Origin of the sequence: Pedobacter sp. FW305-3-2-15-E-R2A2 (assembly GCF_038446955.1) — a bacterium.
In the GTDB taxonomy this organism is placed as follows: Bacteria; Bacteroidota; Bacteroidia; order Sphingobacteriales; family Sphingobacteriaceae; genus Pedobacter.
In genome coordinates, this window is the sequence record NZ_CP151803.1 from 741,325 (window position 1) to 762,668 (window position 21,344).

Sequence of the window (21,344 nt, forward strand, 5' to 3'; positions counted from 1 at the left end):
TCTTCAACGCAGAATCTGGTTAAATTTACCTGATGGAATATACGAACCTTACAAAACAGCAGGCAAGGAAGATCATCCTGGAGGCTGCCGGACTTGCCCGGAAAGCACAGTTCGGCACAGGAATCGAAGCTGTTTACCGGCTGATTGACCATCTGGGATTTGTACAGCTGGATACAAATTACGTGGTGGAGCGTGCACACCACCATGTGATGGCCGCGCGCATACCAGGTTATCAAACAGAATGGCTGGCCAAACTTTGCGAAGATGGCCGTGTTTATGAGTATTTCACTTCCGATGCTGGTTACCTTCCCATGAGGGATTTCCGCTTTTCCCTGCCTGTTAAAAAGGCTTTTGAAATGCAAGGTAAAGCGATCAGCAAACCGGAAATCAATTTGATGAAAGAGATTCTGGATCGGGTAGAACGGGAAGGGGCACTAATGGTTGGAGATTTTGAGAACGACCGTATGGAAGCCAGCTCAGGCTGGTGGGACTGGCGCCCCGCTAAGGTCGCACTCGAAAGGCTTTACCTCAACGGACACCTGATGATCAGCCGTACCAAATCCTTCCAGAAAGTCTACGATATGCCACTCAACCTGGTGCCACAGGAAACAGATTTAACCCTACCTACAGCTGAAGAATATGCCCGTTTTATCATTTTCCGCACTTTAGCTGCGCTAGGCATTGCTACTGTTAAGGAAATGAGCTGGCGCGCCCGTCGCGTAAAAGGCAACCTGATAAAAACGGAGCTGGAAAAAATGGTTCAGAATGCTGAAGTAAAAATGGTAACTGTGGAGGGCCTAAAAGGCCCGCTCTATATGCGCTCCAATCAGGAGATTAACATTAAACTAGCTGATGAGGTCTTTATCCTTTCGCCCTTCGATATCCTTAACGTCTTTCGTCACCGGTTAAAAGACTTCTTCAATTTTGATTACCAGATCGAATGCTTTGTACCCGCCCCAAAACGACAGTATGGTTATTTTTCACTACCCGTACTCGCAGGGGAGATTTTTATTGCAAGGATGGATGCCAAAGCCGACCGTAAGCAAAAAGTACTGATTGTCCATAACATCCATTTTGAACCCATTGATCTGGAGCAAAGCACTATTGAAAAGTTTACTCAGGCCCTAAAAGAATTTGTGCTGTTCAATCAATGTCAGGACATTGTTTTCAAACGGTCTAACAATGAAACTTACCTGGAATCGATTAGCAACAGCTTTTCCTGAGTTCCTTTTACTTTACCTGCCCACTAAATCATAAACAACGATTCCTAATAATCAAGAGAAAAATGAAAACTGACAATACAAGAGTGTTTAAAATGTCTTTTGCAGGCGTTTATCCACATTACATTCAAAAAGCGGAGAAAAAAGGGCGCACAAAAGCAGAACTGGATGAAATTATATTCTGGCTTACAGGCTATAACGAAGAAACATTACAACAGCATATTGACCATAAAACTGATTTCGAAAATTTCTTTGCGCAGGCTCCGCAGCTCAATCCCAATGTATCCAAGATCACAGGGGTAATCTGTGGATATAGAGTAGAAGACATAGAAGATGAACTGATGCAAAAGATCCGATATCTGGATAAGTTAGTGGACGAATTAGCGAAAGGGAAGGCAATGGAAAAGATTTTGAGGAAATAAAAACCTTAATATTACCATAACATTGCGCCCTTTATTTTTGCGTCAAGGGATGAATAAAATAAAGGTTGATAGACCAACGGATGCTGAACTACTGAACAAAATAGCGGCAGGAGTAACACCTGCCTTCGAAGAACTGATGCGCAGGCATGAACCCCGGATCTTTCAGTTTGCCTTAAAGATCGTTAAATCTCCGGAACTCGCCCAGGAAATCTCACAGGATGTATTTCTTAAAATATGGGAAAAAAGAACCTCATTAAATACAATTGAGACACTTCCTGCCTGGTTGTTCTCCATGGCTAAAAACCAATCGTTAAATACCCTGAAAGAAATTGCACGCCGATATGCTCATGAAGAAAAATATGCGGCAGCACAAGATGAGGTCTTAGATGGAGAGGCTGAAATCCAATATAATGACCTGAAAAAATTTGCCGCCATCCTCATCGACCAGCTCTCTCCACAGCGCAAGATCATTTATCAAATGAAAGTGGAGCAGGGGCTAACAACCAGCGAAATTGCGGCAAAACTGAACCTCTCTCCGAGTACCATACGGACCCAGCTGGCAAAATCTTATCAATTATTAAGGACAAAGGTCTCCGATCAGTTGTGTATAGTGATTGTACTCACCTTTCTTCGCTAACCAAATGTCATGTTAAATTATTGCGGGTAAAACTTAACTTAAGCTTAATATGACCCGGTAGACAGAAGCTGTCTCGGATTTGTCATATGGGTAATGGAACAACAAAGGTTAATCAAGCTCTTCTCCGCATATGTAAATAACAGGCTGAGCGTTGAAGAAAAAAAGGAGCTTATGGATTTCATAAGCCGGGATCAAACCATAGATGCACTGGATGGGCAAATAGCACAATTATGGGAGGAGGCTGGGGTTACAACAACACCAGATGCTGAAAGTGAACTGCGTATACAAAAGGTCATGCAGCAAATCAAACCTCAAAGGAGCTGGGGTAGGTATGTACTTCCTTATGCTGCGGCTGCCTGCCTGACTATGGCCATCGGTTTTATTTACTTTTTCAGCGGACTTCATCTCAGTCATAAAAAAGATCCTTCCTCCAGGTCGTATACCCTGAGTACCCCATACGGACAAAGGAAAACCATATCACTCAGTGATGGTACTGTAGTTACCCTTAGCGCCGGAAGCAGGATCACCTATAATGCCGGTTATAATCTAACCAACCGAACCGTGTCCTTTCAAGGCGAAGGTTTCTTTGAGGTCGCAAAGAATCCGGCTAAACCTTTTATCGTTCAATATGCCGGTTTATATACCAAAGTATTGGGAACCTCTTTTAACATCAGGGCATTTGATAAAGAGGAAAAGATTGATGTAACTGTCGCATCGGGCCGGGTAGAAGTGGGCGAAATTAAAAATATATCTAACGAAAAAAAAGCATTAGCGGCCTTACAACCCGGACAGCAGCTGGTCTATACCAAAACACAGGGGCTTGTGAAAGTGAATACTTTGAGCAATCTCGAGCAGGTTATTGCCTGGAAAAAGGACATTCTGATATTTAAAGGAGCACGTTTTGAGGAAGTAGCTGCGCAATTGGAAAGATGGTATAACGTTAAGATCAGCTTTGAACAGGAAAATCTAAAAAACTGCAGGTTTAAAGGAACCTTCAAAAGCCTTTCGGTAACTGCTTTACTCGATTTACTTAAAAAAAGTGCGGGTTTTACCTATAGTATTCAAGACAACTATATCACTATTAAAGGGAGGGGATGCCTATAGATTAATCACAGACCATAAAAAAAGGTCTGCAGAATTAAACTGCAGACCATCAGTATCATTCCCCTTTTCGCGTCTGGACAACTAAAGAAGGGGATACATTTTAAAAAGAATAAACTCCTTAAAATCAAACAAAAATAATGAAAAAATTACGAACGAAGTTATTCGTTATGATGAAATACAGCACCTTAATCCTTGTTTTACTGGCTACAACCTCTACGCTGCTGATGGCCAATGTTGCCGAAGCACAGAAAATGAGTGAAGTTAACATTAGTATAAATGCCAGGCAACAAACGATCTCCGCTATATTGGAGGAGATCGAAGCTAAAACACCCTTTAGCTTTGTCTATACGCTGGGCAAAATTAAAGAATACCGTAAGGTAGATCTTCAGTTCAAGGGATCACTCCTGGAAGCGCTGCAATTGCTTTCCAGGCGTACGGCAACCCATTATCAACAAACAGGTCAGAATATTGTGGTCACCTATACTCCGGTACCACGACCTGGCCGGCTTTCAGGGAAAATCCTCGACAGCAGAGGTGGCCCACTTCCGGGCGCATCCCTAAAAGTGCTGGAACTTGGACAGGTGGTTAGTAATGCTGTAGATGGAAGTTACCAGCTTTCCCTTCCTCCGGGAAGCTATACCATAGAAGCAAGTTATATCGGTTTCCAGGATGCACGCATTACGGACGTGAAGGTTATTTCAGACCGGAACACCCCTCTTGATATCGTCCTTAAAGAAAATGCGCAGAGTCTCCAAACCGTAACGATTACCAGTTCCTATCGAAAGGCTTCAGTGGAAGGTTTATACGCAAGGCAAAAGAATGCGGCTTCGGTTACTGATGGCATCTCTGCCGAACAGATTAGTGCAACCCCAGACAAGCACATCGGCGAAACACTCAAGCGGATTACCGGATTGAGTACTACGGATAATAGAAATGTAGTGGTAAGGGGGGCTGCGGAAAGGTACAACGTAGCCCAGTTGGATGGGATCATGCTGCCGAGCACTGATGTACAAAGCCGGAATTTCGACTTTACGCTGATTCCAAGCAATCTTGTGGAAAGTGTTGTGGTGAACAAGTCGGCTACTCCTGATATGACTTCGGGTTTTGGGGGAGGACTGATACAGGTAAACACGATCTCCATTCCGGTTGAAGATTTTCTTTCTTTCAGCGCAGGAACATCTTTCAATTCCAGGACTATCGGAAAAGATTTCTATGCTTATCAGCGTGGAAAATACGATTACCTGGGTTTTGATGACGGAAGCCGAAATCATTTCCCGGCCGGATTGAAAGAAGTTTCCAGCTTCAATCCCAGAATTCCCAATCCAGGCAACGTTACGCCTGCAGAGGTCGCTGCACAGAATCGAATGATTGGTGGAACAGAACGCCTGGGCAGCAGGATTTTCCAAAGTATGCCGTCTCAGAATTACCAGCTGAGCATTGGACAAAGTTATGAGCTGTCGAAACAAAAAGCTCAGAAAATAGGTTTTGTGGGTTCGCTGAGCTATCGTAATACCCAGGCGATCGACGATATTGCTACGATCAGACGTGGCGGCTGGGAAATTAATGCCAGGCCAGATGATCCTGATAACGTCAATAAAGGCAATTTGTATAATTTCAATACCACATTGGGGGCATTGCTGAACGGGGGCTACCGTGACGACAGGCACCAGATCAAGACCAACAATTTCTACTCCCGGGTATTTAATGAGCAGTTGGAACGGATTTCTGGCTGGCGGTACGGAGATCCAAAAGACGAGGGACTCTTAAAATATCCGATGATCAGAGAAGATGACCGGCCCGTTTTTACCGATCTTCTGCAAAACAAAATCAGTGCGGAACATTTGCTGGGTAGGTTAAAACTGGATTGGAACGTCGCAAGGGTATCTATTACCGCCCGGGAGATCGATGCGGTTACGGCGTCGCTAGGTGCTGAGGAAATGGCCAATAAGGTGATTTATAAGTATGGACCTGGTCAGGGCAGCAGTCCTGGTGGTGGGAATGCATTAGAACGTGATAAGTTCGTTTATAAGGAGCGGAACCTTACTGCAGGTCTGAATGTGGCTATCGATTTCAACGTCGGCAAACAAAAGCAGGTTTTCAAAACCGGGGTATTCTACCTGGACAGGCACGCGAGCTATGAGTGGAAGATGCTGCCGATTGTGAGTTTTGTAACGGCTAATAGCCCTTATGGTTATATACCGATACAGGAATATGGGAACCATATGAGCATGGAAAAACCAATGGAAGATCTTTTATATATGCCTTCATCATTTCACTTGAGCAGGTATGAAGGAAAGGATGTCAACAAGGCGGTATATGCGATGTTTGACCATAGGATCTCCAATAAATTAAGGTTGGTTTGGGGGGGCAGGTACGAATATTTCAGGTACGACAGTCTCCAGAATAGCAGCAATATGCAATGGACGCCGGAAGTAACGCTTAGGGATAGTGTAAGGTGGAAGTTCATGCCCTCAGCCCACTTAACTTATACTCCGGTCAACAACCTTAACCTGCGTGTTTCTTACGCGAAAACTGCAGTCAGACCATCTTTGATGGACAATTCCCGGTTCTCCAGATACAATACCAATTTTGGCAGGATGCAAGTCAACATGGGGCTGGAATCGTCTATTATCGATAGCTATGATGTTAAGCTCGAATGGTTTCCGGGCGCCGGCGATATTATTTCAATCGGGGGCTTCTACAAGTACTTCGATAAACCTGCTGAATTTTACGCCGTCAACGATGTTTCCGGTACCGACAATTTATATGTATACACCAACAATTCGGATTGGGGGAAAATCAGAGGCCTGGAGATAGAAGTCCGCAAGTCCCTGGGATTCATAGCGCCCGCTGTGGCTTTGCTGAAAGACATTACCCTGAGCGGTAACCTCACCTTACTGAAATCTGAAGTCCAGTCCAGAATATTAAGGTACGAAACAGACAAGCAAGGAAAACAGACTTCCTATTATGAGTATATGAAATACAAGCGCCCGCTATATGGGCAGGTACCTACGGTTGTTAATGGGGGCCTGAGTTATACGGGTAAACATTTAGGCCTGAACCTGGTATTTAATTATATGGGCTACAAGACATTTATTACTGGAAATGACCCAAATCTGGTGGAGTACGAAAGGCCGAGAAGCCAGTTGGATGCCCAGCTCAGCTACCGTTTTTACCGCAATAAAGCGCAGTTCAAACTGAATATGAGTAATCTGTTGGATAACCCTTTCCGTTTTTATATCAATGACGCTTCTACTTATGAAATTAAAAATGCAAAACCACCGGTTAATTCGGAGTGGAACGATGTTTACCAATACAAATGGGGCTTTACCAATAAATTCGAAGAAGGTTATGCAGACGACAGTAAAGGTTTTTCACAGCAGATTGGCGACCGACAGACTTTTACCCGATATGTAGGGCGTAGCTTCAGTCTCTCCCTTTCCTATAATTTTTAATCCTATACTCAATACAGATATATATTATGAAATCTAAATATAATGTGTTAACGGCTTTAATGTTCCTCCTGGCCCTGTTCGCTTCTTCTTGTGAAAAGGAGGGAAAACTGGCGGTTACGCCTATCAAAGATTTACGCCCGATCAGTTTCAGAGGCTTTGTTTTGGGTGATACACTAGAACAGTATTTTAACGGAGTTAAAATGCGGGAATATTATGGCAAGATCAGTTTTGATGGCAACATCGCTTATGAAAATGAGGATGCCGTTCAAATGGAACTGAAAAAGAAAGGTACAGATGAAGCCCTTTATAGCTACCGTATCGAAAGAAATAAGACCGGAAATAAGCCAGTCAGCTTTTTTTATGACGGCAGTAAAGTTACAGAAGGTTTTAATTATCCTGCACCAATAGCGGAACAGGAACAAATTGCCTTCTATTTTGATCTTCCACCAGACATGCCGGTAGACATTGCCTACGGTGATGGTTCGGATATCAATACGGTAGAATACCTGGCCAGAAATGTGCAGCCTAAACAATGGACAGAATTCATCAGGATACCACCATTGGAAGGCGAAATGTACGTTTTATTATTGAAGGCCGGCACGAAAGAGTACCTGATTGGGAACGACGTAAACTACAGCTTTATGAATGCAGGGCTTCAATTGCCAAACAAGTATGGCTATAGAGGTGGGGGAGTTCAAAGCTGGTATGTGGGACTAGGAAAAGATCAATCAGGAAAACCGGTACTATATCCCCAGGAAGATCTGGTTCCTCTTTTTCCAAGGTAATGACATTGAAAACAGCGAAACCTTAGGGAGATCTAAGGCTTCGCTGTTTTCAATATGCTGTAGGTGTCTGATTCTTTGTTGAGCTTAAAACAGCTTTTCCTGTGGAGGTTTAACACCTGCCAAACGAAGGTATACTGTTGTTTGACCTCTGTGATGAGCCTGATGTTCAAAAGCCTTAGCCACAGCAGCTCTTTTAGACAGATCGAACTTGCCAAACAATTTAATCGTTTCGTCCATTTGCGCTTCAGGCATGTTTTTGATCTGATCAATCACAAAATCATAGCTTGCCAAGACTAAGTTGCTCACATTAGCTTTTGATTTATCGCTGGTTTTTTCCAATTCGCCCTGACCCACCGGACTTTTTGCACCTGTCGCTGCCGAAGCGAATGCATAATTGGCATCGCCCAGGTGTAGTACCTGTTCCGCAAAGGACCGCATTTCTGGTGTAGGCTTTAATGCATAACCACTCTCCGGCATGGCATCCAGATATTCTTTAGTATATGCCTTTGATCTTTCCCAATCCTTTACCAGATCGGCTACTGTGACTTGTGCCTTTGCCAATTGACCGCCTATGACTAAACATAGTACGATTATCAAACTTTTAAGTTTCATATTTTTTAGATTTAGGGTGAATATTTAGATTTTTATAACAGGCACCTATAATGCTGCCTAATTTGTTTTGTCTATCCGGAACGACTATAGTCAGGTGTTTCATGTTTTCTTTTTAACTAAGATAAAAAGAAAAGTTGTCCAAATCAACCCGTTGTAATGTCTGTTTTATCCTCTGTGTGTTAGCTTGTAAGGTCTTATTTTTACTTAAAAAAACAGGAGGCTTCGATATGAAAATCTCTGGGTTAAACGCGCCTACTCCTATGGTATGGGAGATTGCAGAAGGATTGGAAGTGGCAGTTGTCCTGAATTTTATGGAGCGGTATTTACGCTGACACTGCAGCTCATTCTATTTTTAAGCTTGTCCTTAAGTGCCGATGGAATTTCAACGTTAAAGGTAACCGGAAATCTTTCCAGCATTTTTACAAAATTGCCACTCTTGTGATCTGGTGAAACAAGCGTAAATGTGTCTGTCTCATTTTTTACCGTGTTGATCTCTGATACTTTACCAGAAAGATTAAGATCTGGGAAATCATCTATCATAATTTTAGCGGACTGCGCCTTCAGCAGATGTTTCACCTGATCAGATTTAAAACGTGCAGTAATGTAAAACGCATCAACTCCATTGCTTTCTTTTACCTCAAGATAGGCATCATCTGTGTATTCAAAGTTTCCTTCTTTAGAGGGAACGATCTTGCTGTTCAATAAAATTTCCGACCATTGTTTCAGAAAATCTGCTGAGAATTTTGATGTTTTCGCAGAAACAAGGATAACATGTCTGCAGGTTTTTCCATCCACAAAGTAAGCAAGTGTAGAAATTGGCGCTTGCTCGGATTTAATCTTTCGATTTTCTATACTGATTAACTTATAAGGGGAGGAGCTGTTTTTCTTTTCCTTCAGGAGCTTAAAAGTACTGCCTTTCTCCTTTGATAAGTCCTGGGAAACATTAATGCTATCCAGTGTTTTGGTGTTTTTCGTGAGGTCATCATTAAGTATCATCACCATTTTCTGCCAGCTGTCTTTACTGTCTTGTTTAAAGTCCCACTTTTGCCGGCGACGAGAGAAATCGGTTTGAATAGACAATTTTTCGTCCAGTGTCCATCTTTCAGCTTTAGGCCAGCGTATTTCTATATCTTCTCTGTTAGATTGGGCATTGGCCAATCCGAAGGTCAATATTAAAAGACTTAAAATAAGGATATTCTTCATTGATGTAATTGCTGTCAAAGCGTATTTTTTATACCGGGCTCACGCAAAAATTGAGCCTAAGTATCCAGATTTTTTTGCTTTTTTATTACCTTCGATAAAAAATTGAATGAAAGAGATCAATCTATCCTTAATCATTTTATCATCTAATCCAAATGAAAATACGTATCCTTATTTTATTGCTTAACCTTCTTCCTTTTGTTGCTTTTTGTCAGAAAACGATTTTCCCCGGTAGTCCGGAAATCAAGACCTCTTATTTAAAACCTGAAAAGTCTTTATATACCGTTTATTATGTGAAAGATACCAGCTGGGCAAAACAGGGAACTATGACTTATGATATATCTTTTTCCGATAACAAGTTGAACCTGTTTTATAAATACACGGAGAAAAATAATGAGTGGACTACAGTAAGAACTTCTGTTGCTGATGCAAAAACCCTGAAATCGATCAGCTATAAGTCGGAGGGCGCAAAAAGCAAATTGGAACTAAATTTTGGAGAGACCATAAAAGGGAGTTATTATTCCAAGAAAGACAAAAAAGAGAAACAGTTAAATTTAAATCCGAAAGGTCAGTTTTTTGATTTTAATCTGGCCGAACATATGTTTACCACTTTACCACTGGATGTAGGATACAAAGCGATTATCCCGGAGTTCTATTACGATAACAATTCTGACGTCTTAATCGGTAACTATGTTATAAAAGAGGTGAAAAGTTATGTCTTTTGGTCGCCCAGAACCGGAAAACATGATACCTGGTTGGTAACCGTGCTGGAACAAAGTACAGGCGCCATTTACAATTATGTGATTGACAAGAAAGACCGTCGCCTTTGGCAAAGAGAAATGTCGATGGGAAAAGGAATGTGGGAAATCTGTGTAAACGAAGAAATTGACTATCAACCGATCAAAAATAAGTTCAATAAGGATCAGGCGGCTCAGCAAATCACAAAGGGAAATAGTGTCATTATCGGAACGGCTTTTGCAAGGTCAAATTCAGGTAAAAGACTTGGAGGTCTGGTCAATACCGCCAAAAAACAGTTTGCTCCCAAGGGTACAGAAATCACACTTTTCCCAAGCTCAGCTTATTATGAGGAATGGATTTCGGTAAACAAGAAAATCAAGAAACAGGGCAAAATGCCGGAGGTTCCGTTGGATTCAAAATTCGGCACCTGCGTCAAGAAAGCAAAAGTTTATGACGATGAAGGGCATTTTGAATTTGCTGATTTGATGCCCGGTACTTATGTCGTAATGGCCAGTTTTGATTTCACAAATTCTTATAATTATTCTTATGTTTCCGGTTATACCAATTATTACAATTATTGGGGATATACCGGTTCGACTACGAATTATGGCTCTGCCAGACAAAGCTATCGGGACAAAGCGAATATAGAGAAACAGGTGACGATAGATAAAGATGGCGAGAAAAAAGAAGTAAGCTTAAAAGATAATTAAAAGGGCTGATGTTGAGGTTTATTGAAGGTATGGAATCGTAGTTTATTGATCAACAAAAAATGAACCTGAACATAATTAAGCACGTAGGGATAACGGTGGCTATTGTTTCTATCGTGTTTTCATTGGTACTTATTACATCTATGCTGCGCTCGGAATCCAAAGGTCCGAGCAGCATGGATCTTGACCATGAAGGACAGAAGATAGGAGGTATATATCTTCGTTATCAGAATCAGGTGTATGCATCCGTGCCAAGCAATGGTGATTACCTGATCCGCGAAGCTGATGCCAATAGCTTTAGACTGTTGGATGATAGTTACCGAAACCGACAGTTCGGTGTAGATAAAAACCACGCTTACTGCGGAAACCTGATTGTCAAAGATTTTAATCCATCTACAGCTAAAGCAATTGGTAATGATTATTTCAGCGATGGCAAGCAAACGTGTTACTGTGCCTCGATGAGTGTAACTAATAAAGCGTTATCAATTTTCTCGGAATTAAGTCAACGCGTACAATATGGTTTTGGGATTGGAGATAAGCCCCAAACCTATATTTATCCCCTCTCTAAACTTGAGACCGGTACAGCTCCTTATCGTGCCATCCTGAAAACGGAGGTGGCGACTAACGGAACCTTGTCTTACTATGAAGGTAAAATTCTTCCCCAGGCCAATCCGGAGCACCTGAGGCAGATCCCAAAAAGGTACAATGATGGTGATATTCGCGAAAGCGAGCGTTATCTGGCAGATGGTGAGCATGTATATTATGAAAATACCATACTGCCACTCAAAGATCATTCTGATTTGTATGCGATTGTTATTGATGCCCAAAACCAGGAAAATTACCTGATAGATCCCAAACAAGGAATGGTTTATGTCAATGAGATTGCTTTCGAAAAGCAGTACAGTCCCTACCGCGTATTGTCGCTAAATGGAGGACATATTTATCATGCCTTATTTCTAAGCAAAGACGGGGTTTTCTACTTTGATACGAAAAAAAAGAAGGTTGTGAGAATTGATGACAACCCATTTAACAACGGGAAATTTACAGAAATTGCACCGCTGATCTTTTCTGATGGCCAACAAATTCTATATACTCAGACAGATGAAGTTTGGGGTAACAACAAGAACCCCGGACTTAAATCCAGGTCGACCAAGATCTATAGACTGGACGAGTCCGGTACTGGCACCTGGGAGAAAATTGGGATGGTCAATGGCACTTCTGGATCAGTTTGGAAAAAGGGGGGGATTTATTATTATTTTGACCAACTCGGCGATACTCAGCTGATTGGACAGACCATTTATCGCATCACAGATCAGGCAACCGTTAATCAGTTGCTCTCCCCGGAAATCCGCACAGACGATATCCGCAAGCTCGTGCGAACAGATCATATGGCAAAGGTCAAAAGCACTGAATTGCTGAGTGCGAAGACTTCCTATTCCAGTGCTTATGGTTGGTTTATCTGGATTCCGATATTTCTTGTCGCAGGTATTCAATTATTACTATGGGCGCTCCGGAAATTGGGTGTTAATCCAAAGCCTTTTAGTATCAAAAATCAACGTCTCAAGGTGAACAGCTTGTGGCCCAGGTCTTATGCGTTATCAGATATTGATACTGTTGTTTTCTCCATCGAATCTGCCATTCGGCAAGCCGGGTATTCCGGACGTTTTCAGATTCAGACAAAAGATGGAAAGCGGTCCCGTAAATATATGTTTGCAACACAAGTACGGTTAAGCGCAGATACAAAGCAAGAACTGGAACTTTATATTACTGATTTGCAAAATATACTGAAACAGTATCGGATTAATAGTACGATACATAACGGTTTATAACAGATAAGTCATCCCCTCTTTACATCAGGTAGAGAGGGGATTTATTTTTAAATGTCTCCTCCTAAAACTTAAACTTCAAGAATTTATGGCGTATTTTCGCGTCAGAAAAACCAACCATATAAGTGATTTCTGCTTTGCTACAACGTTCGTTGTGGATCGGGATGGCGAGAAAAAAGAGGTGAGCCTGAAAGACAATTAATTCAATAATGATAAAAGAGTTTTCATACAAACAGTTCGGCAATTTAGAATTTACGCAGTCAAGCCTTGATGAGCATAAACTTTTGTTGGTCCATGACCATATCAAAATACTGTTTATCCCCCAAGGCAATAAGGTCAGGGTTGATTTTCAGGAATTCGTAATAGCAACAGATTCATTGCTGTTTATTAATCCAAAAGTAGTGATTAAACCAAATGACGCTGAGGAAACCGGAGGAACACTACTGCATTTTAACAGAGATTTTTATTGTATTGAGATTCATGACCAGGAAGTTGCTTGTGACGGTATTTTATACAATAATGTATTTGAAGTCCCATTCATTGAGTTGGACGAAAATCAATCGGCAGATATACAGAAAATAATCCGGGACATACAGCTTGAAATGCAAAATGAAGATGCCAGTACCGAAGAAATGCTGCGGATTTTATTAAAGCTGATTATTCTGAAATCAACGCGAATCTGGAAACAACAACATCAACTGTCGCAGCAAGAGCAGCAAACGGATGTTCAGTTTTTAAGGAAATTTAGTAAGCTGGTAGAACAACATTACAAAACTCACCATACTGTAGCTGACTATGCGGATATGCTTTTTCTTACGCCAAAAAACCTTAGTAAAAAAATAGGGTTGCTCAGTAAAGACACCCCAAACGACATTATTAAAAACAGAATTATCCTCGAAAGTAAACGCCTTTTGGCTCATACCACCATTACCGTTAAAGAAATAGCCTACAGCTTAAATTATCAGGACGATGCCTATTTCGTTCGTTTCTTTACAAAAAACGCAGGTATTTCCCCGCTTTCATTCCGCAAACAATTCTAAGATAATATTGCCAAATATTTAAAAAGCATGATTTCACAATCATGCTTTTTGCGTTAAATCACATTTCAGGAAAAAAGTACAATTGAAGGAGAAAAGTATCCATTGATGTGCTTTGCTATAGGATTGATCTTTGGATTATCAAATAACAAATCATCAAAAATGGAAATGAACATAGGAATTTCAGAAGGAAATCGCGAAAAAGTAGCCATAGACTTATCAAAACTACTGGCCGATGAATATGTACTTTACACAAAAACAAAAGAAGCACATTGGAATGTAGAAGGTATTGATTTCTACGATAAACATAAGCTTTTTGACGAGCAGGCCGGTCAGTTATCAGACATCAGCGATAGTGTGGCCGAGCGAATCCGTACTTTGGGACATTCGGTTCCAGCTACATTAAAGGCTTTTCTCGAATTAACTCATTTGACGGAAAATTCATTGCCGAAAAGCAATAGCCGAACTTTTATTAATGAGTTGCTTATTGCGCATGAAATAATCATCGTTTTTCTGAGAGGAAACATAAACCTTTTCGCGAATGAATATGAGGATTTGGGTACAAGTGATTTTGTTACCGGTCTGATGCAGGAACATGAAAAAATGGCCTGGATTTTAAGAGCACATTTAAAATAATTGGTCTGGGGAAAAAGTGCAATTCAAAGCGAAATACATCCATTGATAGGCATTATGAATAACCCCAACTTTGGAATATCAAATCAATAGAAACAATTAAAATTATAAAGACATGAACAAGTTAACAGTTAAAGACGGAACAGAAATTTACTTCAAAGATTTAGGAACAGGACAACCAATTTTCTTTCACCATGGATGGCCATTGTCATCTGACGATTGGGATGCGCAAATGATGTTTTTTTTAAACAAGGGATATAGAGTTATTGCCCACGACAGACGCGGTCACGGCAGATCAACCCAAACATTTACAGGTAATGATATGGATACCTATGCAGCAGATGTGGCAGAATTAATCACATTTTTAGACCTTAAAAATGTCATACATGTAGGTCATTCAACAGGGGGTGGCGAAGCGATAAGATATGCTTCGAAGTTTGGCAAAGAACGTGTGGCCAAGGTGGTACTTATCAGTGCAATTACACCTTATATGATTGCGGATGAAAATAATCCTGAAGGGGTGCCATTGTCAGTTTTTGACGACATCAGAAACAATACACTCCATAACAGACAGCAGTTTTACCAAGATCTGACCGTTCCGTTTTACGGTTACAATAGAGAAAATGCCATCGTAAAAAAAGGCATTCAGGATAACTGGTGGAGGCAAGGTATGATGGGCGGGATAAAAGCACAATACGATTGTATAAAAGTGTTTTCGGAAACTGATTTTACAGAAGATCTTAAGAGTGTAGAAATGCCGGTACTGGTACTTCATGGCGACGATGACCAGATTGTACCCTACGCTACTACGGCTGTAAAAGCTGCGGAACTGCTAAAAAATGGAAAGCTTATTATCTATCCGGGATTTTCACACGGGATGCCTACCATCAATGCAGAAACAATTAATAATGACATTTTAGAATTTATCAATTCTTAATCCTGACAAAATGAAAAATTTAAAGATAAAAACACATAGAAAAAATTTGTTTGCTGCAGTTGTTCTCTTCAGTTTCGCGGCATTTTTTATACCTGACTCTGCTTTTGCACAACAATCAGGAATAAGTCGTACAAACTTGCAAAGACATAATATTGAGATTTTGGGATATGAAACTATTCAGGCACGAATAGATTTTGAACCTGACTCCGCCTTCGGCATGCATTCACATCCAGGAGAAGAGATGATCTATGTACTCGAAGGTATATTTGAATACCAGATAGAAGGGGAGAAGCCAGTTGTTCTTAAAGCAGGCGAAGTACTTTTTATTCCGGCTGGAAAGAATCATTCCGCCAAAAATATTGGTAAAGTTAAAGCCTCTGAGCTTGCAACTTACATTGTGAGGAAGGATCAGCCTCTTCTTGTAATGAAAAAATAAGCAACCCTAAATAAGGAGCGTGCTAAAGAAAATTAATTCTTCGAGGAATGATCTAACCAGCTTAAGAAGTAGTTAGATCATTCTCTATTCATTAAGATCCTCTCTTCCGTTGCCGGGATACAATAAACTGTCGGCTCGCTCTGAAAAAGATTTTCGGGCGCGAGCTTTTAGTTTGGCTGTTGGGTCTTTTTGAATTCGCTTGGCCGCATACCATATTTTGATTTAAAGACTGTAGAAAAGTAATTTGGAGAAGAAAAACCAACCATATAGGTAATTTCTGCTATGCTATAACGTTCGTTGATCAGCAGGTATTTTGCTTTTTTCAACCTCCTGTTCATAATATAGTCTGTCACACTGCAATCCAGTAAAGCTTTAACTTTCCGGTACAACTGAACCCTTGAAATTCCTATTTCCTTACTGATTTCATCCACACTAAAATTTTCATTAGAGAGGTTCTGCTCTACAATTCCTGCAAAATCGTTGATGAACTTTTTGTCCAGACTTTTTGAAATAGGTGGTTTACCTGAAGTACTGATGTCACTTACATAGTGGTTTTTGAGCAGGGAGCGGTTCTTTAACAGGCTTTTTACCGTTGCTACCAGATATTCGTAATTAAAAGGCTTTACAATATAAGCATCAGCCATACTTTCCATGCCGTTGATTTGCTGTTCAAGGCTACCGTGAGCAGACAATAATATAATCGGAATATGAGAGGTCCGGACATCAGATTTTAGCTTTTCAGTAAGCGAGCGTCCCGATGATCCTGGAAGTACAAGATCTGATATGATCAAATCAGGGACCTGTTCATAGGCCGCGGTGATGCCTTTATCACCTGTGTCTGCAAGGAAAACTTCATAGTCTTCATCAAATTTATTACCCAGGTAATTCAGCAAATCATGGTTGTCTTCAATGATCAGGACTGATTCCTGTTTTATCGTTCTTAAGACATCCTGGTTTCTTGGCTGAGGAACATCATTGAGTCCAGTTGTATAAATTTTAGCATCCTCATACAGCGCTTCTTTGCTGGCTTTTCCTTTCCGCTTTTCTTCCTCTGCGAAATGTGCGTCACCCAATTGAAGGCGGATACTGAACTTTGTTCCCTGCCATTTTGTACTTTCAACTGTAATATCACCATGATGTAGGTTCATCAGTTCTTTAGATAATGATAAACCGAGCCCGGATCCCTTTACTGCATTCGTTTGTGCCTGGTAGAAATACTCAAATACGTGCTCCATCTCTTCTGTTGCGATCCCCGGTCCATTATCCTTGATGGATAGAAATACCGATGCTGAATCATGAGTGATTTCTGCATAAATGATCCCATTGGCAGGAGTAAATTTCAATGCATTAGACAGTAGGTTGAAGATGACTTTGTCGAGCATGTTGACATCAAACCATACGTTGATTTCCTGGGCATCTGTAATCAATCTGATGTCAATGTTCTTCTTTTTTGCACTATATTGAAAGCTCTCCAGAATGTCTTTTAAAAATTCTACCAGATTATTCTGAGAAACGCTAAGCAACATTTTGTCGTGTTCAATCTTCCTGTAGTCGATCAGCTGATTGATGAGCCTAAGCAACCGATAAACATTTTTGTGGATGAGATTTAGGTTTTTTTCAGCAACAGGTCTGATTTTTTCGTTATGGATCAGGTCTTCAAGCGGCGAGAGAATCAGCGTAAGCGGAGTACGAAATTCATGAGACATATTCGTGAAAAAGTTTAGCTTGGCCTCTGTTGCAGCTTCAGCTTTATCTGACATTTCGATCAGCTGGTTGCGCTGATTTAATATTTCAATATTATTTGCCTCCAGGTCCTTATTAATTTTTCTGTTTTCCAGTAATGCATAAAGCGCAAGGCCACCAAATACTACAGAAAGAACCAGGGTGATCACGGTTACATTGAGGACGATCTGTTGATTTTTGAAAAGTACTTTTTGCTCTTCGAGCAGCGCTCCCTGGCGCTCAATATCTTTTTGCTGGCTGCTGAACTTATTCCATTGGAGTTTCATCAGGTCAACATTTGTGGAATCGATAACCAGAGACTGTAAAATATTCTCTTTCGAAAATGATTCCCTGTTCATGATTTTAAAAGCGGTGCTGATGGCCTCTTTACCTCCGGTTGGATAAAGTACACTGGCAGTAAGAATTTTGCTGCTCACCATTTGCAAGCCACCTCCCTGTCCGGGTAAAGCATCTATTCCGATCACTTTAATCTGTTCAGACAATTTGAGGTCATTTAAAACTTTCCTGCTTCCCGATGCCATCTGGTCATTGTGTGCAAAAACAGCATTCACATTCGCCAGGGAGTTTTTGATTTTAACCAGTTGTTCTTCTGTGTCTTTTTTTAGCCAGTTGCCATAAACCTGATTTATAATTTTTATGCCGGGGTACTTTTTTAGCCCTTCACTGAATCCCCGCTGTCGCTCAATTGTTGGGGAGGAACCGGGAAGTCCCATCACCTCTACAATGTTTCCTTTACCTTTAAGCGCTTCTCCTGCGTACTCTCCTGCCATTTTTCCAATCTGGAAGTTGTCGGCACCTACGTAAGCTGTATAAGAGGAAGAAGCCGTCTTTCTGTCAATGATAATTACGGGGATGCCCTTGTTATAGGCTTCTTCTACAATTGGAGTTAAGGGTTGGGCCTCATTTGGAGATATCATCAAAATATCAATCCCTTTATTGATCATGTCGCGTACCTGCTTCGTCTGCAGTTTACTGTTGCCATTTGCATCCATATAGGTCAGTTTCGCACCAGGATGCAAAGAAAGCTCCATTTTTACTTCCTCTAGCATGGTTTTTCTCCATAGATCTGAGCCAATACATTGCGAAAAGCCAATATTGTATATGGGATTTTCCTTTTGTTTTTCACAGCCCGGGAGTGTAAAGCATAAAAGAAAAAACAGGAACATGCTGATCAGCGGGTAAAATATGGTTTTCATGGCATCATTGCTTCAAATTCCAGAGCAGAATAGCAGAATTAAGTACTTGGTTAATGGTTGGGTTCTTAGGGAATCTGATTTAAATATATAGAAAAGGCTGCGATAACGAAAATGCGCTCAGGTCTGATCTGGTTGGTGTTCAATTATTCATGTATCAAAACCTTAGCTTTTCTGATTCAAAATTGAAAGTTTGAAAATAAGATGAGTAATGTGTGTGGTTAATGTGTTGATTGTTAGGTTGTTGTGTGTTTATTGAAATTTGTAGTTTTTAGAAACGATTTTGATGTTTTTCCTTTCGTGTTTGATCTAATTTACAATCCTTAACCATTATAAACTTTGAGCATGAAAAAATATTCCGTCCTGGCATGGTCCATGGTCGTAGCCCTTGGAGGCTTTCTTTTTGGATTCGATACCGCTGTTATTTCCGGAGCGGAAAAGTCAATCCAGCAATTCTGGCAATTGTCATCTTTCGAACATGGTTTTACCATCTCTATAGCACTTATAGGAACAGTGATCGGCTCGCTTGTCGGTTCAAGACCTTCAGATCGTTTTGGCCGTAAAAATACTTTGTACTTTGTTGCCATAGCTTATTTGCTTTCTTCTATTGGTACTGCGCTTGCAGGAGAGTGGTCTGTTTTTTTAATCTTCAGATTTCTTGGCGGACTTGGCGTTGGGATATCATCTGTGACCGCACCTATATATATATCCGAAATTTCTCCCGCACATAAAAGAGGAAGACTTGTTGGTCTGTTCCAGTTTAATGTTGTTCTGGGGATTTTGATTTCTTACCTGTCCAACTACCTGATCAGTCAGGGTGGTGATTCGTCATGGCGCTGGATGCTGGGGGTTCAGGCATTTCCTTCCTTCCTCTTCTTTGTGCTGATTTATTTCATACCTGAAAGTCCAAGATGGCTGATCCTAAAAAAGGGAGCCACCGAAAGTGCGTTAAAGATACTTAGGGTGATCAATCCGCTGAATTGTGAGGAGGAGCTAGCCGCTATCCAAAACTCAGCCTTGAAATCCCCTTCAGGAACGGAAGAAAATCTTTTCTCCCGAAAATATCGGACTCCGGTAATGTTGGCCATCCTTTTTGCTTTTTTCAATCAGATTTCCGGAATTAATGCCATCATTTATTACGCGCCCAGAATTTTTGAAATGGCAGGCCTTGGTGCGCATTCCTCTTTGCTGTCTACTGTAGGGATTGGGATGATCAATTTCATCTTCACTTTAATTGCAATTAATTTTATTGACAGGATTGGCAGAAGGGTACTCATGTTAGTGGGCTCTTTTGGACTGATTGCTTCTCTTTTTCTTGTTGGATTCACTTTTTATACAGAGAATTTCTCCGGCTTTGCCATTCCTGCTTACATCATGCTGTTTATTGCCTTTTTTGCGTTTTCTCAGGGAGCGGTAATCTGGGTTTTTATCTCCGAAATTTTTCCAAATTCAGTTCGTGCAAAAGGGCAGACGCTAGGCAGCTCCACGCACTGGATCATGGCAGCAATTATCGCATTTTGCTTTCCATATCTGGCAGAAACATTAGGTGGCGCGACTACCTTTTTCTTCTTTGCTGGGATGATGGTACTTCAGCTCCTATTTGTCTGGAAACTGATGCCGGAAACCAAAGGCAAGTCATTAGAACAGATCGGAACTAATTTAATCATGCATTAAAAATTATATCAATATGAATTCCTCAGCTATAAAATCAGTAGTGTGTTTTGGTGAAATCCTTTGGGATAACCTTCCTGATGGCAAAAGGCCGGGTGGTGCTCCGATGAATGTGGCTTATCACCTGCATAAGTTAGGGCTGCAAAGTCACCTGATCAGCAGCATTGGAAACGATCAGGCGGGAAAAGACCTATTGGATTTCCTAAATGGAATAGGGGTCAAAACCAACTGGGTACAGATCAATGACCATCAGGAAACCAGTCAGGTACTGGCCTCTATTAATGAGGACAATGAAGTGAATTATGAGATTGTAGCTCCCGTTGCCTGGGATTTTATCAGATGGGAGGAAGAAATGGAACAACTGATTAAAACATCTGATGCATTTGTGTTTGGAAGTCTTGGTTCCAGAAATGAAGTTTCACGCTCCACCTTACTTAAAATGCTGGCTCATGCCCGGTACAAGATCTTTGACGTAAATCTAAGGGCACCGCATTACAGCCCTGAATTTGTCTGTGATTTGCTCCGAAGGGCTGATTTGGTTAAAATAAATTCAGCTGAACTCCGCATCATATGCGAATGGACTGACATTTCCTATTCAAGAGAGCTGGATTGTATTGAAGCTATATTTAGCAAGTTCGGAATGAAAGAAATCCTGATTACAAAGGGGCCACATGGTGCGACCTACTATAACCGAAGCCTGACTTACGAATATCCTGCGTACAGCATCAGCGTAGCAGATACCATAGGAAGTGGAGATTCTTTTCTGGCCGCATTTCTAGCCATGAAGCTCGCAGGAGAACCTTTGGAGGTGACTTTAGATTATGCAGTAGCAATGGGCGCATTTATCACAGCGCAGTCCGGAGCGTGTCCGGAGTATTCAAAATTTGATTTTGACAGATTTATCTGGAAACGGAAATGGTGCGCGTCAGAAATTTCTTTGCCATAAATAAACCCACTACATATAAACCAACCAATTATAAACCTAAAC

The 21,344-nt window shown here is 41.0% G+C and carries 17 protein-coding genes; 14 read left to right on the plus strand and 3 right to left on the minus strand.

The features are described from left to right. Nucleotides 1-32 precede the first annotated feature (32 nt). The 6 genes from AAFF35_RS02880 to AAFF35_RS02905 all read left to right on the plus strand — a co-directional run bounded on the left by AAFF35_RS02880 (nt 33) and on the right by AAFF35_RS02905 (nt 7,623). Entirely contained in the window at nt 33-1,223 is a 1,191-nt protein-coding gene (locus tag AAFF35_RS02880; RefSeq protein ID WP_342330849.1) for a crosslink repair DNA glycosylase YcaQ family protein, read from the plus strand. Nucleotides 1,224-1,285: 62 nt separating this feature from the next. Then, nucleotides 1,286-1,642 carry a DUF2200 domain-containing protein gene (locus tag AAFF35_RS02885; RefSeq protein WP_342330851.1) on the plus strand — a complete coding sequence of 119 codons (357 nt, stop codon included), beginning with the start codon at nt 1,286-1,288 and terminating at the stop codon, nt 1,640-1,642. Nucleotides 1,643-1,691: 49 nt separating this feature from the next. Beyond that, entirely contained in the window at nt 1,692-2,279 is a 588-nt protein-coding gene (locus AAFF35_RS02890) for an RNA polymerase sigma-70 factor (protein WP_342330853.1), read from the plus strand. A 171-nt stretch (nt 2,280-2,450) separates the two neighbouring features. Then, complete coding sequence (locus AAFF35_RS02895) at nt 2,451-3,383, plus strand: FecR domain-containing protein (protein WP_342330854.1); 933 nt, start codon at nt 2,451-2,453, stop codon at nt 3,381-3,383. A gap of 137 nt (nt 3,384-3,520) precedes the next feature. Beyond that, complete coding sequence (locus tag AAFF35_RS02900) at nt 3,521-6,838, plus strand: TonB-dependent receptor (protein WP_342330856.1); 3,318 nt, start codon at nt 3,521-3,523, stop codon at nt 6,836-6,838. A gap of 26 nt (nt 6,839-6,864) precedes the next feature. Continuing rightward, complete coding sequence (locus tag AAFF35_RS02905) at nt 6,865-7,623, plus strand: hypothetical protein (protein ID WP_342330857.1); 759 nt, start codon at nt 6,865-6,867, stop codon at nt 7,621-7,623. 84 nt (nt 7,624-7,707) lie between these two features. Here AAFF35_RS02905 and AAFF35_RS02910 read toward each other — a convergent pair whose 3' ends face one another. Both AAFF35_RS02910 and AAFF35_RS02915 read right to left on the minus strand, forming a co-directional pair. Beyond that, on the minus strand, nt 7,708-8,235 hold the full coding sequence (locus tag AAFF35_RS02910) for a DinB family protein (RefSeq protein ID WP_342330858.1): 528 nt from the start codon (nt 8,233-8,235) through the stop codon (nt 7,708-7,710). A gap of 309 nt (nt 8,236-8,544) precedes the next feature. After that, nucleotides 8,545-9,438, minus strand: a complete 894-nt coding sequence (locus AAFF35_RS02915; RefSeq protein ID WP_342330860.1) for a hypothetical protein — start codon at nt 9,436-9,438, stop codon at nt 8,545-8,547. Nucleotides 9,439-9,590: 152 nt separating this feature from the next. On the opposite strand from AAFF35_RS02915, the gene AAFF35_RS02920 reads away from it, so the two are divergent. From AAFF35_RS02920 to AAFF35_RS02945, 6 genes are all read left to right on the plus strand, one after another. Next, entirely contained in the window at nt 9,591-10,883 is a 1,293-nt protein-coding gene (locus AAFF35_RS02920) for a hypothetical protein (protein WP_342330861.1), read from the plus strand. A gap of 59 nt (nt 10,884-10,942) precedes the next feature. Next, on the plus strand, nt 10,943-12,709 hold the full coding sequence (locus tag AAFF35_RS02925; protein WP_342330862.1) for a DKNYY domain-containing protein: 1,767 nt from the start codon (nt 10,943-10,945) through the stop codon (nt 12,707-12,709). Between the two features lie 206 nt (nt 12,710-12,915). Next, on the plus strand, nt 12,916-13,746 hold the full coding sequence (locus tag AAFF35_RS02930; RefSeq protein WP_342330863.1) for a helix-turn-helix domain-containing protein: 831 nt from the start codon (nt 12,916-12,918) through the stop codon (nt 13,744-13,746). A 159-nt stretch (nt 13,747-13,905) separates the two neighbouring features. Continuing rightward, nucleotides 13,906-14,379 carry a DNA starvation/stationary phase protection protein gene (locus AAFF35_RS02935; RefSeq protein ID WP_342330864.1) on the plus strand — a complete coding sequence of 158 codons (474 nt, stop codon included), beginning with the start codon at nt 13,906-13,908 and terminating at the stop codon, nt 14,377-14,379. 112 nt (nt 14,380-14,491) lie between these two features. Next, nucleotides 14,492-15,313, plus strand: coding sequence for an alpha/beta hydrolase (locus tag AAFF35_RS02940; RefSeq protein ID WP_342330865.1), 822 nt, complete (start codon nt 14,492-14,494; stop codon nt 15,311-15,313). Nucleotides 15,314-15,323: 10 nt separating this feature from the next. Continuing rightward, nucleotides 15,324-15,749: a cupin domain-containing protein gene (locus tag AAFF35_RS02945; protein WP_342330867.1), complete on the plus strand. Its 426-nt coding sequence runs from the start codon at nt 15,324-15,326 to the stop codon at nt 15,747-15,749. Between the two features lie 167 nt (nt 15,750-15,916). On the opposite strand, the gene AAFF35_RS02950 is transcribed toward AAFF35_RS02945, so the two are convergent. Continuing rightward, a complete protein-coding gene (locus tag AAFF35_RS02950) occupies nt 15,917-18,688 on the minus strand; it encodes a substrate-binding domain-containing protein (protein WP_342330869.1) in 2,772 nt (923 codons plus the stop codon). 342 nt (nt 18,689-19,030) lie between these two features. Here AAFF35_RS02950 and AAFF35_RS02955 point away from each other — a divergent pair, with 342 nt between their 5' ends. After that, nucleotides 19,031-20,359 carry a sugar porter family MFS transporter gene (locus AAFF35_RS02955; protein WP_342330870.1) on the plus strand — a complete coding sequence of 443 codons (1,329 nt, stop codon included), beginning with the start codon at nt 19,031-19,033 and terminating at the stop codon, nt 20,357-20,359. A gap of 13 nt (nt 20,360-20,372) precedes the next feature. Beyond that, nucleotides 20,373-21,302 (plus strand): carbohydrate kinase, encoded by a 930-nt coding sequence (locus AAFF35_RS02960; protein ID WP_342330871.1) that lies wholly within the window; start codon nt 20,373-20,375, stop codon nt 21,300-21,302. Nucleotides 21,303-21,344: the final 42 nt, after the last annotated feature.

Bases quoted from the DNA above. Each gene is read 5' to 3' on its own strand.
- AAFF35_RS02960 (WP_342330871.1), top strand. From the start codon at position 20,373: ATGAATTCCTCAGCTATAAAATCAGTAGTGTGTTTTGGTGAAATCCTT.
- AAFF35_RS02895 (WP_342330854.1), top strand. From the start codon at position 2,451: ATGGATTTCATAAGCCGGGATCAAACCATAGATGCACTGGATGGGCAA.
- AAFF35_RS02880 (WP_342330849.1), top strand. From the start codon at position 33: ATGGAATATACGAACCTTACAAAACAGCAGGCAAGGAAGATCATCCTG.
- AAFF35_RS02955 (WP_342330870.1), top strand. From the start codon at position 19,031: ATGAAAAAATATTCCGTCCTGGCATGGTCCATGGTCGTAGCCCTTGGA.
- AAFF35_RS02950 (WP_342330869.1), bottom strand. From the start codon at position 18,688: ATGAAAACCATATTTTACCCGCTGATCAGCATGTTCCTGTTTTTTCTT.
- AAFF35_RS02915 (WP_342330860.1), bottom strand. From the start codon at position 9,438: ATGAAGAATATCCTTATTTTAAGTCTTTTAATATTGACCTTCGGATTG.
- AAFF35_RS02905 (WP_342330857.1), top strand. From the start codon at position 6,865: ATGAAATCTAAATATAATGTGTTAACGGCTTTAATGTTCCTCCTGGCC.
- AAFF35_RS02930 (WP_342330863.1), top strand. From the start codon at position 12,916: ATGATAAAAGAGTTTTCATACAAACAGTTCGGCAATTTAGAATTTACG.
- AAFF35_RS02890 (WP_342330853.1), top strand. From the start codon at position 1,692: ATGAATAAAATAAAGGTTGATAGACCAACGGATGCTGAACTACTGAAC.
- AAFF35_RS02945 (WP_342330867.1), top strand. From the start codon at position 15,324: ATGAAAAATTTAAAGATAAAAACACATAGAAAAAATTTGTTTGCTGCA.
- AAFF35_RS02925 (WP_342330862.1), top strand. From the start codon at position 10,943: ATGAACCTGAACATAATTAAGCACGTAGGGATAACGGTGGCTATTGTT.
- AAFF35_RS02900 (WP_342330856.1), top strand. From the start codon at position 3,521: ATGAAAAAATTACGAACGAAGTTATTCGTTATGATGAAATACAGCACC.
- AAFF35_RS02920 (WP_342330861.1), top strand. From the start codon at position 9,591: ATGAAAATACGTATCCTTATTTTATTGCTTAACCTTCTTCCTTTTGTT.
- AAFF35_RS02935 (WP_342330864.1), top strand. From the start codon at position 13,906: ATGGAAATGAACATAGGAATTTCAGAAGGAAATCGCGAAAAAGTAGCC.
- AAFF35_RS02940 (WP_342330865.1), top strand. From the start codon at position 14,492: ATGAACAAGTTAACAGTTAAAGACGGAACAGAAATTTACTTCAAAGAT.
- AAFF35_RS02910 (WP_342330858.1), bottom strand. From the start codon at position 8,235: ATGAAACTTAAAAGTTTGATAATCGTACTATGTTTAGTCATAGGCGGT.
- AAFF35_RS02885 (WP_342330851.1), top strand. From the start codon at position 1,286: ATGAAAACTGACAATACAAGAGTGTTTAAAATGTCTTTTGCAGGCGTT.